Source organism: Oscillibacter sp. PEA192, assembly GCF_003574015.1.
Lineage (GTDB): Bacteria > Bacillota > Clostridia > Oscillospirales > Oscillospiraceae > Oscillibacter > Oscillibacter welbionis.
On sequence record NZ_AP018532.1, the window covers coordinates 2,066,207 to 2,079,801 of the forward strand.

At 57.9% G+C, this 13,595-nt stretch carries 15 protein-coding genes; 12 read left to right on the forward strand and 3 right to left on the reverse strand.

Features of this window, described 5'->3' with window-relative positions; genetic code table 11:
• Position 1 precedes the first annotated feature (1 nt).
• The 8 genes from DN611_RS10225 (at position 2) to DN611_RS10260 (ending at position 7,625) form a co-directional block, all read left to right on the forward strand.
• Positions 2-1,498: an ABC transporter ATP-binding protein gene (locus DN611_RS10225; protein ID WP_119311270.1), complete on the forward strand. Its 1,497-nt coding sequence runs from the start codon at positions 2-4 to the stop codon at positions 1,496-1,498.
• Positions 1,499-1,506: 8 nt separating this feature from the next.
• Positions 1,507-1,872, forward strand: coding sequence for a metal-dependent transcriptional regulator (locus tag DN611_RS10230; RefSeq protein WP_119311271.1), 366 nt, complete (start codon positions 1,507-1,509; stop codon positions 1,870-1,872).
• A gap of 34 nt (positions 1,873-1,906) precedes the next feature.
• Positions 1,907-2,350, forward strand: a complete 444-nt coding sequence (locus DN611_RS10235) for a winged helix-turn-helix domain-containing protein (protein WP_119311272.1) — start codon at positions 1,907-1,909, stop codon at positions 2,348-2,350.
• A 184-nt stretch (positions 2,351-2,534) separates the two neighbouring features.
• Positions 2,535-3,158, forward strand: a complete 624-nt coding sequence (locus DN611_RS10240; protein WP_119311273.1) for a TetR/AcrR family transcriptional regulator — start codon at positions 2,535-2,537, stop codon at positions 3,156-3,158.
• Between the two features lie 78 nt (positions 3,159-3,236).
• Positions 3,237-4,973, forward strand: a complete 1,737-nt coding sequence (locus DN611_RS10245; protein WP_119311274.1) for an ABC transporter ATP-binding protein — start codon at positions 3,237-3,239, stop codon at positions 4,971-4,973.
• A 2-nt stretch (positions 4,974-4,975) separates the two neighbouring features.
• Positions 4,976-6,706, forward strand: a complete 1,731-nt coding sequence (locus tag DN611_RS10250) for an ABC transporter ATP-binding protein (RefSeq protein WP_119311275.1) — start codon at positions 4,976-4,978, stop codon at positions 6,704-6,706.
• Positions 6,707-7,012: 306 nt separating this feature from the next.
• On the forward strand, positions 7,013-7,219 hold the full coding sequence (locus DN611_RS10255; protein ID WP_055179918.1) for a hypothetical protein: 207 nt from the start codon (positions 7,013-7,015) through the stop codon (positions 7,217-7,219).
• 133 nt (positions 7,220-7,352) lie between these two features.
• Positions 7,353-7,625, forward strand: coding sequence for an HU family DNA-binding protein (locus DN611_RS10260; RefSeq protein WP_119311276.1), 273 nt, complete (start codon positions 7,353-7,355; stop codon positions 7,623-7,625).
• Positions 7,626-7,996: 371 nt separating this feature from the next.
• Here DN611_RS10260 and DN611_RS10265 read toward each other — a convergent pair whose 3' ends face one another.
• The 3 genes from DN611_RS10265 to ahpC all read right to left on the reverse strand — a co-directional run bounded on the left by DN611_RS10265 (position 7,997) and on the right by ahpC (position 10,923).
• Entirely contained in the window at positions 7,997-8,608 is a 612-nt protein-coding gene (locus DN611_RS10265; protein WP_119311277.1) for a class I SAM-dependent methyltransferase, read from the reverse strand.
• Positions 8,609-8,736: 128 nt separating this feature from the next.
• Positions 8,737-10,356, reverse strand: a complete 1,620-nt coding sequence (locus DN611_RS10270) for an FAD-dependent oxidoreductase (protein ID WP_119311278.1) — start codon at positions 10,354-10,356, stop codon at positions 8,737-8,739.
• A 3-nt stretch (positions 10,357-10,359) separates the two neighbouring features.
• Complete coding sequence (gene ahpC, locus DN611_RS10275) at positions 10,360-10,923, reverse strand: alkyl hydroperoxide reductase subunit C (protein WP_058116757.1); 564 nt, start codon at positions 10,921-10,923, stop codon at positions 10,360-10,362.
• Between the two features lie 236 nt (positions 10,924-11,159).
• On the opposite strand from ahpC, the gene DN611_RS10280 reads away from it, so the two are divergent.
• The 4 genes from DN611_RS10280 to DN611_RS10295 all read left to right on the forward strand — a co-directional run bounded on the left by DN611_RS10280 (position 11,160) and on the right by DN611_RS10295 (position 13,572).
• Positions 11,160-11,810 carry a class I SAM-dependent methyltransferase gene (locus DN611_RS10280; RefSeq protein WP_119311279.1) on the forward strand — a complete coding sequence of 217 codons (651 nt, stop codon included), beginning with the start codon at positions 11,160-11,162 and terminating at the stop codon, positions 11,808-11,810.
• A gap of 39 nt (positions 11,811-11,849) precedes the next feature.
• A complete protein-coding gene (locus DN611_RS10285; protein WP_119311280.1) occupies positions 11,850-12,362 on the forward strand; it encodes a hypothetical protein in 513 nt (170 codons plus the stop codon).
• A 17-nt stretch (positions 12,363-12,379) separates the two neighbouring features.
• On the forward strand, positions 12,380-13,195 hold the full coding sequence (locus DN611_RS10290; protein ID WP_119311281.1) for a class I SAM-dependent methyltransferase: 816 nt from the start codon (positions 12,380-12,382) through the stop codon (positions 13,193-13,195).
• Positions 13,196-13,323: 128 nt separating this feature from the next.
• On the forward strand, positions 13,324-13,572 hold the full coding sequence (locus tag DN611_RS10295; RefSeq protein WP_119311282.1) for a heavy-metal-associated domain-containing protein: 249 nt from the start codon (positions 13,324-13,326) through the stop codon (positions 13,570-13,572).
• The last annotated feature ends 23 nt before the right edge of the window (positions 13,573-13,595 follow it).

Below are 13,595 nucleotides of genomic sequence, written 5' to 3' on the forward strand. Positions count from 1 at the left end.
CATGATTTCGTGCAGAGATGTGTCGTTTTCCTATCCGGCAAACGGCCCTGTGGATGGGGAGCGCCTAACGGAAGGGGCGCTGAAGCATATCACCTGTACGATTGAGGACGGCTCCTTTGTTCTTCTCTGCGGGGCCTCCGGCTGCGGCAAGACGACCTTGACCCGTCTGCTGAACGGACTGATCCCCCATTACCACGAGGGGACTTTTACAGGCTCGGTCTATCTGGGCGGGAAAGATACCCGCGATCTGTCGCTCTTTGAGATTTCCCAAATGGTAGGCTCTGTGTTCCAAAACCCACGCTCCCAGTTTTTCAATGTGGATACGACCAGCGAGCTGGCCTTCGGCCCGGAAAATCACGGAATGCCCGAGGAAACCGTCCGTGAGCGGGTCCGCCTGGTGGCGGAGCAGCTGAAGCTGGAATCTCTGCTTGACAGGAGCATCTTCTCCCTCTCCGGCGGGGAGAAGCAGAAAATCGCCTGTGGGTCGGCGGCTGCCATCGACCCGGATATTTATGTCCTGGATGAGCCATCCTCCAATCTGGACGCCTACGCGATTGCGGATTTCCGAAAACTGCTCATGCGCCTAAAGGCCCAGGGAAAAACCATCGTTATTTCGGAACACAGGCTCTACTACCTGTGCGATCTGGCCGACCGTGTCCTCTATATGAAAGATGGAGAGATCCGAGGCGACTATACCGCCGCAGAATTCCAAAGCCTGCCCGCAGAGCGGCGGGAGCAAATGGGCTTGCGCCCGCTGGACTTGAACGACCTGAACGGGATAGCGCTGCCTCATGGCCGGAGCGGGGACGGCGTGTGGAAAATCCGGCAGTTCTCCTTTGCCTATAAGCATCAGCCGGAACTCCTGCGCATCGAGGAGGCGGCATTTCCCGCCGGCGGAGCAACCGCGATTATCGGGCACAATGGGGCGGGCAAATCCACCCTGTCCCGCTGCCTGTGCGGACTTGAAAAGCGGTGCGGCGGCACGGTGCAGGGCCAGGGCAGGACCTATTCCAGAAAAGAGCGGCTGAAGCTCTGCTATATGGTGATGCAGGATGTGAACCACCAGCTTTTCACGGAAAGCGTGCTGGATGAAGTGTTTCTGAGCATGGGGGCGGAGGACCGGAAAAAGGCGGAGCTCGTGCTGGAAGAGATGGATCTGCTTCCATACCGGGAGTGTCACCCCATGGGGCTGTCTGGAGGACAAAAGCAGCGGGTGGCCGTTGCCTCCGCGATTGCGTCGGAACGGCCGCTGATCGTATTTGATGAGCCCACCAGCGGACTGGACCTGTTTCACATGTGGCAGGTGGCGGAGGTGGTGAACAGAATTACAGAGCAAGGAAGAACTGCGGTCGTGGTGACGCACGACCCGGAATTTATTTTGCGGTGCTGTAACTTTGTTATCCACATGGAGCACGGTGAGATTCAGGAACGCTACTCCCTCTGCGAGCCGGAGGGCAGGGAACGCCTGCTGCGCTTTTTCCTGAACGAGATGGGATAGGAGGCAAAATGAAACTTCATGCGTCGGGCGAGGACTACCTGGAGGCCGTGCTGGTGCTCCAAAAGGAAAAGGGCATGGTGCGCTCCGTGGATGTGGCCCGGCACATGGAGGTGTCCAAGCCCAGCGTGTGCCATGCGGTGGCAACACTAAAGGACGGTGGATTTCTCACCATGGACGAGGACTTTTCCCTGCGCTTGACCGATATAGGCCGGGAGGTGGCGGAGCAGACCTATGAGAAGCACTGCTTCTTCACACGCCGGCTTATCGCGGCTGGCGTCGATCCTCAGACTGCGGAACGGGAGGCCTGCCAGATGGAGCACACCATCAGCCAGCGATCCTTTGAATTACTGAAAGAGGCGGTGGAGCCGGAATGAACGGTGAAAAATCAGAAGAAGAGGTGGTCCCCGCATGGGGAAGCTGCTGATTTTATCCATCACCGATGGCGAAGAACAGATCCTGGACAAGCTCAAGGACTTCCTGGCGGAAGAGCCTGGAATCGAGGTCGTGGAGCCGCCCACCGAAAAGCATATCCTCACTTTTCCCGGCCTGGAGCTGCACCTGCGCAAGCAGACGGTAAAGTGGCGGGGACAGCCCCTCCATCTTACGCACCTGGAGTTCTTTACGCTGGCGTATCTGGCCCGGCGTCCCGGCTGGGTCTTCACGCAGGAACAGATCTACGAGGCAGTGTGGCAGGAGTTTCCGGAGGACTGCGGGGCGGCCGTGGTCAATATTATCAGCCAGCTCCGCCGGAAGATGGGCCCGGGCAACCCCATCCGCACCGTCCCCCACAGCGGCTATAAATTTGAACTGCCTTCTGGCCGGAAATTAGAAAATCCCCCGCAGGTTTTGTAAAATCTGCGGGGATTTTTAGATTTATTCGTGAAATCAAAAATGATGCCATGTAAGGGTGCTAAGTACATGGGAACATGGATACGATACGCGGTTGTTTTCCTTCTTGACAATTCAAGAGCGCAGTGTTATATTCAAAACATCGTTACAAAACACCGTTTTGAATTCTTCAAAAGGAGGCGATCCTATGGCAAAGCAGAGACCCGGCGTAGCTGATAAAGTGTTGGAGTACGCTAAGTTAGAGTTTTTGTCCAAGGGATTTCTGGAAGCATCCCTGCGTACCATTGCCCAGGAGGCTGGGACCAGCACCGGCTCCATCTATACCCGGTTTGGGGATAAGGAGGGACTGTTTCAGTCCATCGTGGAGCCCTGCATGAATGAGTTTAAGACCATGTTCCGCCAGATTCAGGAGGATTTTCACCAGTTCCCAGAGGAGGCCCAGCGTGCGGAGATGGGCCAGTACACCGCCCTCCACCAGGAGGAGCTGCTGGACTACATCTACGACCACTTTGATGTATTCCGCCTGCTGCTGGACGGGGCCCACGGCACCCGGTTTTCCTGCTTCCTGGATGAGCTGGTGGACATCGAGGTGGACTACACCTATCGTTACATGGAAGTCATCGGCTGCGAAAGCGTCAAGTCCGGCCTGGTGACGGAGGAGTTCATCCACATCATCGTCACCGCCTACTTCAACGGTATGTTTGAGGTGGTGCGGCACAACATGGACCGCGCCGCCGCCCACCGCTATGTCAAGATGCTCAACCGCTATCACATGGCGGGATTTTCCACCGTGTTCGATCCTCAGCCCTGACAAGAGGCTGTGCCTTTGGGTGCAGCCCTCTCATTTGCACAAAAGTTAGCATTTACTAACCAAAAGGAGGAATTTATCATGAAACAGCAAAGTCCCATGCTCCGTCTGTGGGAGCTGGGAGAAGAACAGCACGGAGGCTTGAAACGGGCAATACTCTCCGCTGTGGTGGGGGTACTGTTCGGGATGCTCCCCTACTTCGCCGCGGCGCAGATCATCCTGGGCCTGCTGAAAGGGGAGGAGAGCATACAATACTACCTGATATGGTGTGCAGTGGCGCTTGTGGGCTTTTTGTTCCGGGCCACCCTATATTCCCTGGCTCTGTCCCAATCCCACAAGGCCACCTTTGCTATCCTGAAATCTATCCGGGAGAAAGTGCTGGAGAAACTGCCAAAGATGCCTCTGGGTACGATTCTGGACACCTCCAGCGGCCAGATGAAGCAGGTCATCGTGGATCAGGTGGAGAGCATGGAGCGGCCTCTGGCCCATCTTCTGCCGGAGATGACCGCCAATGTGCTGGGGCCGGTGTGCATCCTGATCTACCTGTTTGTGCTGGACTGGCGGATGGCCCTTTTGAGCCTGGTGTCCATCCCGGTGGGCATGGCTTTCATGATGGCGGTGATGGCCGGCTACGGCAAGCAGTACGAGGGCTCGGTCAAGACCACTCAGGCCATGAACAGCGCCATTGTGGAGTACATCGGCGGCATTGAGGTCATCAAGGCGTTTAACCAGGGCAGGCAGTCCTATGCCCGCTTCTCCAACAGCGTAAAGGCCAACGCCTCCTACTTCTACCATTGGATGAAGAGCTGCCAGATGCCGGTCTCTTTGGCCCGTGCCATCTCGCCCACCACCATGATCACCATTCTGCCGGTGGGCTGGCTCCTCTATACCGGAGGGAGTCTGCCCATCGAGACCTTTATCACCACCATCGTCCTGTCCCTGGGCATTGCCGGGCCCCTGCTGGCCGCCATGGACTTTGTGGACAGTCTCGCCAAGGTAGGCACCATCGTGGGCTCGGTGGACGCCATTTTGAACGGAGCGGAGCAGGACCACGGGGAAACGCCGGCGGAATTCCAGGGGCGGGACATCCAGCTCTCCCATGTGTCCTTCGGCTACCACGCGGACAAGGAAGTGCTCCACGATGTATCTCTCACCATCCCCGCCGGGACCATGACCGCCTTTGTAGGGCCCTCCGGCTCCGGCAAGTCCACCATCGCCAAGCTGATCGCCGGCTTCTGGGATGTAACCTCCGGCTCCATCACTCTGGGCGGACAGGACTTGAAGCGGGTCCCGCTGAAGCAGCTCTACGACCAGGTGGCCTTTGTCTCCCAGGACAACTACCTCTTTGACGAGAGCATTCGGGAGAACATCCGCATGGGCCGCCCGGCGGCCACCGACGCCGAGGTGGAGGCCGTGGCAAAAGCCGCCGGGTGTGACGCCTTTATCCGCAGTCTGGAACACGGCTATGACACGGTGGTGGGCGGAGGCGGCGCCCATCTGTCTGGCGGTGAGCGTCAGCGCATCGCCATCGCCCGGGCCATGCTCAAGGACGCGCCCATTGTGGTGCTGGACGAGGCGACCGCCTACATAGATCCCGAGAACGAGGCCGTGGTCCAGCAGGCCGTGGGCAGGCTGGTGGCGGGAAAGACCGTGCTGGTCATCGCCCACCGCCTCAGCACCATCACCGGCGCGGATCAGATCGTGGTAGTCAATGGCGGCCGCATCCAGGATGTGGGCACCCACGGGGAACTTTTGAAGAACTGCCCGCTGTATCAGGAGATGTGGCGGGCGCATATGGGCGTAAAGGAGGGAGAGTAGGCATGATCGGTGTTTTGAAAAAAATCTGGGACTTTGCCGGAGAGGAGCAGGGCAATATCCGAAAGTCCATGATTTTAGGCTTCTTTTACGCGGTGTTCCACATGTTCCAGATCGCGGCCATCTATGTGGTGGTGCTGGCCCTTGTGGGCGGCTCCACAGACTCCGCCCCGGCATGGCAGGCGCTGGGGCTTCTGCTGGCCAGCATTCTGGGCCGAGCGATCCTCAACCGCTTCAGCCAGCTCCAGCAGACCCACGCCGGCTATTTCATGGTGGCGAACAAGCGCATTTCCATCGGTGACAAGCTCAAGCGGGTCCCCATGGGCTATTTCAATGACCAGAGCTTGGGAGAACTCACCGGCATCACCACCACCGTTCTGGACGAGGTGGAGAGCACCGGCCCCATGGTGCTGGTTAGTATTCTGGGCGGCCTGATCAACTCCGCCGTCATGCTGCTGTGCGTCCTGTTCTGGGACTGGCGGATCGGCTTGCTGGCCCTGGCGGGGATGCTGGTGTATCTGGCCCTCCTCTCCGGAATGGAGAAGCAGTCCGCCAAGATTGCCCCCAAGCGCCAGCGGGACGAGGCCCGGCTGGTGGAGGCGGTACTGGAGCAGCTTCAGGGCATGAGCGTCATCAAGTCCTTTAACCTGACGGGAAAGGGTGACAAGCGGGTGCGGCAGGCGCTGGAGGACAGCAGGGCGAACAATCTGGCGGTGGAGAAGCTGTTCACTCCCTATATCTGGGGCCAGGAGATGGTCCTCCACCTGTTCAGCGTTCTGATCCTGGCCGCGTCGGTGGGGCTGTGCCTGACGGGAGCCATGTCCCTCGCCAATGCGCTGATGGCGGTCATCGTCTCTTTCCTGATTTTTTCCCAGATCCAGTCCGCGGGCAGCGGCGTGTCCGCCCTGCGTCTGGTGGGCAGCTCCATTGACCACGCCAACCAGGTGGACGACATCCCGGAGATGGATCAGAGCGGCACGGCCATCCGCCCGGAGAGCCACGAGATTGTATTCGACCATGTGAACTTCTCCTATGGAAGCCGTCCCATCCTCAAGGATGTGTCCCTGACCATTCCGGACCGGACCACCACCGCCATTGTGGGGCCCTCCGGCTCCGGCAAGACCACCCTCTGCAACCTGATCGCCCGGTTTTGGGATGTGGACGGCGGCCGTGTGACCATCGGCGGCCGGGATGTGCGGGAGTACACGCTGGAGTCCCTTATGGAGCAGGTGAGCATGGTGTTCCAACGGGTGTATCTCTTTGCCGACACCGTGGAGAACAACATCAAGTTCGGCTGCCCGGGCGCTACCCATGAACAGGTGGTGGAGGCCGCAAAAAAGGCGTGCTGCCACGACTTCATCTCTGCCCTGCCGGATGGATACGACACGGTAATTGGCGAGGGAGGAGCCACGCTCTCCGGCGGAGAGAAGCAGCGCATCTCCATCGCCCGGTGTCTCTTAAAGGACGCGCCCATCGTCATCTTCGATGAGGCCACGGCCAATGTAGACCCCGAGAATGAGGACCAGCTCCAAAGGGCTATGGAAGCCCTGACCCGGGAGAAGACCGTGCTGATGATCGCCCACCGGCTCAAGACGGTGCGGGGCGCGGACCAGATCCTGGTGGTGGACCAGGGGCGCATCGTCCAAAAGGGTACCCACGACGAACTGATCCAGCAGGCGGGCATCTACCGGGATTTCGTCTCCGAACGGACGGAGTCCAGCCGCTGGACACTTTGATTGAAAAAGGCAACGCCGCGGTGTGGGTATTCTATTACCTGCACCGCGGCTGCCTGATTACAGAATATTCATATTTTTAGGATGCCGGCGCGATGGGGCCTTTTCGATGGTGAGTGCTATATGTTTCCTTCGATGTCCGAGGCCCTTTGCGCTAATTTTGAGTGCCTGCATTGGAAACGCAAGGAAAAAGCATCCAAACCAGACCGCACAGTTGCATTTTCCGTGAGTTCCCTGTTATAATACCAACAGGAAAACGGCTGGAGCGCGGCGTGGTTTGGCTCGGAATATCAAATTGGAGGTATTTCGATGCGTACAGAGGATTCCCTGGAGCAATCGCTCCGCCGTGTACTGAAGGCGGCTGGCTACATGATGCGGAAATCCCATGCGCCCATCAGTGCGGACAACCTTGGCGGCTACATGATCGTGGATATGTCCAGGAATACGGTTGCGGCAGGCGGCCGCTTTGAGCTGACTTTGGAAGATGTCCGGGAGTGGGCACGGGATATGTGCTGACCGCGGCTGCGGCTGAGGGAGGAACGCCCTCAGCCGTTATGCCTTGGGCTTCATCCCTGTGGTAAGCCGCTGATGCGGCTGTCATGTAGAGAGTGCTTGTCCCAATCATTAGAAAAAGAAAGGAATTTGCTTTATGAACAAAGGAGAACTGATTGCTGGTATGGCCGAGGAGAGCGGGGTCTCCAAAGCGGATGCAGAGAAAGTCTTGAACGCATTTCTCTCCCAGGTCGAGAAAGCGTTGTGTGCGGGAGATAAGGTCCAGCTCACTGGCTTCGGCAGTTTTGAAGTGAAAGAGCGCGCTGAGCGCACTGGCCGGAATCCCAAGACCAAGGAACCCATTGTGATCCCAGCCGGGAAGATGCCGGCCTTTAAGGCAGGAAAGGCATTGAAGGACGCAATTAAATAAAAAAGCGGACGCCACAGCACAATATCAATCTGAATAAAAATTTAAGACACAAAGACGCCCCTCCGAGCACTCGCTCAGAGGGGCGGTTTTCATTCGCTGGCGCTTGCACTTCGTAGAAAACTCTCAAAGTATGGCAGAGTAGACCGGCCGTAGCGGCGCTGCCGCTCCCTTGGATGGAGTTTGCGGACCTCATTCAGATTATCCCTACTACTATTTTATATAATGGCCGTCTGGAAATATGTCAACATGAAGTTTGGAGTGAAAATTTATAGCTCCAAACGACTACACAAACAGTCCGCATTCATTGATTGTCAGAAGACGGGCCACCGTCATACAGCGCCGATGGCCCGCCTTCGACCCATTCTGGGCAGTTACTTCCTGCCCGCCACATAGCACACAGGAAGTACACGCCCCCCGAGCAGAGTGTGTTCCGTCACCCAGAAATCGTGAGACGAAAGATAAGCAATGAATTCTCCGGCGTTCCATATGTGGTAGACACGAAAGCCGGTCCGTTCCATACACCAGGTCCGCAGGCTGGCCAGTTTCCCCCCGGCGTGGACAAAGGTAGGAGCGAATAGCCACCCGCCCGGCTTTAGGACTCTCCGAGCCTCTCGCAAAACCTTTTCCGACTCCGGTAAGATATGCAGGGCATTGGCGATCACCACCGCGTCAAAGGTTTCTGTGGAATATGGCAGCCGGGAAGCATCCTGCACCGAGAAATGAAGCCTGGAAGATCCGGCCTGTTTCTTCGCCTCCGTGATCATCTTGGAAGAGGCGTCGGTGGCCTCCCACAGCCGGACATACGGAGACAGGGGAAAGGATAGCTGGCCTGTGCCGCAGGCCAATTCCAATACATTCATGTCCCGGGTGAGATGCGGACGAATGTGATTGCAGATTTCCGCATATACCGGTGCGGAGCGCCGCATGAATTTGCTGTAATACGCGGCCATTCCCTGCCAGAAGTCCAGATCTGATTTCCTCATAGCAATATGCCTCTTTCGGAGTTAGTCATTGATAACTAAAGAATACTCCAAAAGACTCCGCGCTACAAGTCTTTTTTGCAGAGGGAAGCCGCGTTGCAGACCAAACGGCCCGCAACGCGGCTTCCTTGCTATGTTAAGAGTTCTAACAACTGCCGTATGTTTTTCTTTCCGAACGATACCTGCTCCCCATCATTGATAACCAGGCAGGGAACGCTCATCACCTGATGCTTCTCCCGCAGGTCCGGGAAGTGATTCAGGTCATAGACCTGGGCGGTGATGCGGGGATTTTCCGCGGCGATCCGCTGGGCCGCCGTCACCAGATCCGGGCACATGGTACAGGAGAGAGAAACCAAGATCTCTAATTTGATAGGCTTCTGGATCGACTGGATCGCTGCTCTTGTATCTTCGTCCAGAGCTTGCCCCGGCCCGGCGGCGTTGTAGAGGCCCAGAACGAAAGAGGTGAACTCATGCCCACCGGGAACGCCGTGGAAGGCGAGCCCCGTCCAGCTTCCATCCGGCCGGCATACACGGACGCAGGGAATGTGATCCGTATCGGCTACGCCGCTGATCTCCACCGACAGTTTACTGCTCTGGGCCGCCAGCTCCTCCATATATTGCCGCAACTCGGCAGAAAGGGGCGTTTCGTCCAGATACAGCCGCAGAACCAGCGGAGATGCCATTCTGGAGAACACCGTGTGGAGCTGGGCCAGCATATCCCCCGTAAAAAGCGTGCTGTTTGTTTCGGTGGACGCCGTCGTTTCTTCTGCCCGGCTCACTGGGGCCTTGGGGTGAAGGCCGGTCTTGGCCTGCATAGTGGCGCACAGGCGTTCCAGCTCCGTGGCGGCAAGGGCGCCGTCTCCCACGGCAGTGACCACCTGCCGCAGAGGCTTGACGCATACATCGCCCGCAGCGTACAGGCCGTCCGCAGTTGTCTTTTGGCTCCGGTCTGTGAGGATGTAGCCCTGCTGGTCCAGTTCCGCCAGATCTCGTACCAGCTCCGTAGCCGGCTCATAGCCGGCAAAGACAAACACGCCGAAGGTTTCGCCGTCCGCTGCGTGGTACTTGGTCACCCGCCCGGTTTTGGTATTCCGGTACCGGAGATAGCGGAGCGCAGTGTCGCCGGACACCTCCTCCACCTCTGTGTTGGTGAGGACGGTGATCTTCTCGTGGCTCCTGGCCGCGTCCGCTGTGGCCTGGGCGCAGGTGAAGTCGTCCCCCCGGATGAGAATGGTCACCTGACGGGCGTACTTGGTAAGGAACACGCTCTCCTCCGCCGCAGCAAAGCCGCCGCCCACCACAAATACATCCTTCCCGGTGAAGAACTCTCCGTCGCAGGTGGCGCAGTAGGCCACGCCCCGGCCTCGAAACTGTTCCTCCCCCTGGAAGCCCACCATGCGGGGATGGGCGCCGGTGGCCAGCAGGACGCCGAAACACTTCAAATCTCCCCGGCCGGTGCGGACGGTCTTTACATCGCCGGAGAGTTCCAGCCCAGTGACCTCGGCCAGCAAAAACTCAGCGCCGAAGCCCTCCGCCTGCTTCCGCATGGTCTCGGTAAGCTCCGTCCCGCTGGTCCTGCCCACGCCGGGATAATTCACCACTTCCGAGGTAATGGTGATCTGCCCGCCGAAGTGGTCCTTCTCCACGACCACGACCCGGTAGCGGGCACGGGCCAGGTAGAGGGCGGCGGTGAGTCCCGCCGGCCCTCCTCCGATGACCACGACATCGTAGAAATTTTCCATCCGCTCCATGGCTTACAACTGCCCCACCAGATCCAGGCTGGGCTTCAGGGTCTCGGCGCCGGGCTGCCACTTCGCCGGGCACACCTCGTCTCCATGCTCCGCCACGAACTGGCAGGCTTGCACCTTCCGCAGAAGTTCATCGGCATTCCGGCCCACATTGCCGGCGTTGACCTCATAGGCCACGATTTTCCCTTCGGGGTTCACGATGAAGCTGCCCCGTTCGGCCACGCCGTCCGCCTCAATATAGACCTCAAAATCTTTGGCCAGACAATGGGTGGGGTCGGCCAGCATGGGATACTGGATCTTCTGGATGCGCTCGGAGGCGTCATGCCACGCCTTATGGACGAAGTGGGTATCGCAGGAAACAGAGTAGATTTCGCAGCCGATGGCCTGGAATTTCTCATAGAGATTGGCCAGATCCTCCAATTCTGTGGGGCACACGAAGGTAAAATCGGCAGGATAGAAGAAGAACACGCTCCACTTGCCCAGGATGTCCGCCTTGGAGACAGCCCGGAAAGCGTTGTTCTGGTAGCACTGTACGGTGAAATCGGCAATTTCTTTCTGAATCAGGGACATGGGTGGTTCAACCTCCATTCATATTTCTTGCGGTTAGCAATAACTAACTACATAAAGAATTATAAAGGGTATTCTATCTTCTTGTCAAGAGGGAGTACTGACGGCTCTGAATATGTATCGCTCGACTCAATAAAACCGCTTCTATATAAGTCGGCGGGCTTGATTTTTGCGTTAAACAGGTGTATACTGCTCATTGGTTAGTTTGTGCTAACTGTTTTTAGGGGGTGAGGGTGCTTATGGGACTTTTGCGATCTTTTCTTCGCAATACACGCAAGCCGGAAGGCTTTCTGGGCAAGTGCATGGTAGCCAGCATGAATCATGCCCATGCCGCCCTGGCAGACTGGGGACTGGGCTATTTGCCGAAAACAGGTCCCGTCAGGATTGCGGAACTGGGCTGCGGCGGCGGCCGAAACATCCGGGCCCTTCTGCGAAAATACCCTGCCGCAACTGTCACCGCCCTGGACTATTCGGAAATATCCGTGGAAAAGGCCAGAAATATCAATCAGGAAGAACTGCAGGTCGGCCGCTGCCGTGTCATACAAGGGGATGTGTCGCACCTTCCCTTTGAGGATGGGGTGTTTGATTTGGCGACTGCCTTTGAAACGGTATATTTTTGGCCCGGCCCCACGGAGAGTTTCCGGGAGGTGTACCGCACCTTGCGGCCGGGCGGCGTCTTTCTGATCGTCAATGAGGTGGACGGAGAAAATCCCCGAGACAGCAGGTGGCTTTCTGTCATGGATGGGATGAAGATATTCAACCGGAGCCAGTTTGTCACCTTTCTCACCGAGGCTGGTTTTTCTAAGGTCATCGTGAAGCGGGATGCGAAAAGGCACTGGCTCTGTGTGCTGGCGATTCGGGATGATGCGGGGCATTTAGGCAATAAATAACACAGAGAGGTTCCTTATGAAAAATGCGGGAGGATTTCTATGAACTGGACGCGCAGCATCTTGGACGGGCTCGCTATGGCTGCCTATTTTAACCTGTTCGCCGCAGCGGCTGCGCTGTGTAAGCCCCGGCTGATGTTTCCCTGCTATCCGCCCGCCATCATCAAGGCGGCCAAGGAGCCGCCTACAAAGCGGGAAGCTGCCGGATATTGGCGGTGGATTATCTTTGGGGAATTGCTCCCGCTGTTGCTTTACGGCGCCCTCAGCGCAGTGGCGGGCGGGACACATGGTTTTTGGTACCTGGCGTTGACGGGCTACATCCAGTGGATGATGGTCAACATAGGCGATCTGTTTTTTCTTGATGTGTGGCTGATCCAGAAAAAGGCGAAAAACCGTTTTGTGATCCCCGGCACAGAGGGCCATCCCGGCTATGAGTTCAAGGCATGGATGAAGGATTATGCGCTACCGGAGCATCTGCTCCAGTGGCCGCTCTTGCTGTGCCCGCTGCTGGCGGCGGCTCAGGCGGGATTGGGACTGTTATTTCAAAAATTATGATACGAGGAGACGGGCGGATGAAACATGAAAAATCCCGACATGAGGAGATCCACCTTGGTGCTCACGGCGAGGACTATGGAAGTTGGATGTCCAACCCGGTCTTTTACATGGTGGGCGGACTGCTGGCCCTGTCAGTGGTGCTGGCGATGCTGTCCTTTGTGGTGTTCCGGCTGCTATGGCTGGGAGCGGTTTTTTCGGTGGTTGCCGCAGCATTTCTGGCCCTGCTCTGTTGGTGCGGCTGGATACGAAAACAATACGCCTTCGGCGGCGGCGGGATGATGGAGCGGACCCACCAGTGCCTGCTTGCCCATCTGGGCTTTGACGGCAGGGGGACGCTGCTGGATGTGGGCTGCGGCTCCGGCGCCCTGTCCATCCGGGCGGCCCTCACCTGGCCGGAAGCGCAGGTCACCGGTATCGACTATTGGGGCGCGGCATACGGCTACGGCCAGGCCATGTGCGAGAAGAACGCCGCCAGTGAGGGGGTAGCAACCCGGTGCCGGTTTCAGCACGGGGACGCCCATCAGCTGGACTTCCCCGATGATACCTTTGACGCGGTCGTAAGCAACTATGTCTATCACAATATTACCGGCGCGGATAAGCATACCCTGCTGCGGGAGACCCTGCGGGTATTGAAGCCCGGCGGGGTATTTGCCCTGAATGACGATATGAAGCCCCGGATGTACGGAGACATGGAGGCCTTTGCCCAGGAGCTGCGGGAGGCCGGCTTTCAGGAGGTGCGGCTGGTGGATACCGCCACGGAGGTATTTGGTTCCCGCCGGCGCGCGGCCATGATGATGCTGGGAGAGTCCCGGATGCTGGTTGGGCGAAAGTGATGGATATGGCACCGCATTCCCTGACGCATCTTTCAGCAGGATGCCGGCGGCGATGCGAAAGTCGTTGAGGCGCGCTGTATATGCCGGAAACAGCAAACTGAACTTTAAGAACAGTGGAGGGATAGACGATGTGGAAGTACACGGTCCATGTAGAAGGCATGATGTGCGGTATGTGCGAGAGCCATGTGAACGACGCAGTACGGAAAGCCTTTCCGGTAAAAAAGGTCACCTCGTCCCGGAGCAAGCGGGAGACCGTGGTGCTCTCGGAGACGGAATTGGACGAGGAGGCCCTGCGCTCGGCCATCTCCGCCACCGGCTATGAAGCGGGAGAGATCCGGCAGGAGCCTTGGGAGAAAAAAGGGCTGTTCAGCCGGTAAGACGCGGAAATGCGGCGTGATGG

Bases quoted from the DNA above. Each gene is read 5' to 3' on its own strand.
- ahpC (WP_058116757.1), bottom strand. From the start codon at position 10,923: ATGTCCCTGATTCAGAAAGAAATTGCCGATTTCACCGTACAGTGCTAC.
- DN611_RS10245 (WP_119311274.1), top strand. From the start codon at position 3,237: ATGAAACAGCAAAGTCCCATGCTCCGTCTGTGGGAGCTGGGAGAAGAA.
- DN611_RS10230 (WP_119311271.1), top strand. From the start codon at position 1,507: ATGAAACTTCATGCGTCGGGCGAGGACTACCTGGAGGCCGTGCTGGTG.
- DN611_RS10260 (WP_119311276.1), top strand. From the start codon at position 7,353: ATGAACAAAGGAGAACTGATTGCTGGTATGGCCGAGGAGAGCGGGGTC.
- DN611_RS10295 (WP_119311282.1), top strand. From the start codon at position 13,324: ATGTGGAAGTACACGGTCCATGTAGAAGGCATGATGTGCGGTATGTGC.
- DN611_RS10225 (WP_119311270.1), top strand. From the start codon at position 2: ATGATTTCGTGCAGAGATGTGTCGTTTTCCTATCCGGCAAACGGCCCT.
- DN611_RS10235 (WP_119311272.1), top strand. From the start codon at position 1,907: ATGGGGAAGCTGCTGATTTTATCCATCACCGATGGCGAAGAACAGATC.
- DN611_RS10285 (WP_119311280.1), top strand. From the start codon at position 11,850: ATGAACTGGACGCGCAGCATCTTGGACGGGCTCGCTATGGCTGCCTAT.
- DN611_RS10270 (WP_119311278.1), bottom strand. From the start codon at position 10,356: ATGGAGCGGATGGAAAATTTCTACGATGTCGTGGTCATCGGAGGAGGG.
- DN611_RS10240 (WP_119311273.1), top strand. From the start codon at position 2,535: ATGGCAAAGCAGAGACCCGGCGTAGCTGATAAAGTGTTGGAGTACGCT.
- DN611_RS10255 (WP_055179918.1), top strand. From the start codon at position 7,013: ATGCGTACAGAGGATTCCCTGGAGCAATCGCTCCGCCGTGTACTGAAG.
- DN611_RS10290 (WP_119311281.1), top strand. From the start codon at position 12,380: ATGAAACATGAAAAATCCCGACATGAGGAGATCCACCTTGGTGCTCAC.
- DN611_RS10265 (WP_119311277.1), bottom strand. From the start codon at position 8,608: ATGAGGAAATCAGATCTGGACTTCTGGCAGGGAATGGCCGCGTATTAC.
- DN611_RS10280 (WP_119311279.1), top strand. From the start codon at position 11,160: ATGGGACTTTTGCGATCTTTTCTTCGCAATACACGCAAGCCGGAAGGC.
- DN611_RS10250 (WP_119311275.1), top strand. From the start codon at position 4,976: ATGATCGGTGTTTTGAAAAAAATCTGGGACTTTGCCGGAGAGGAGCAG.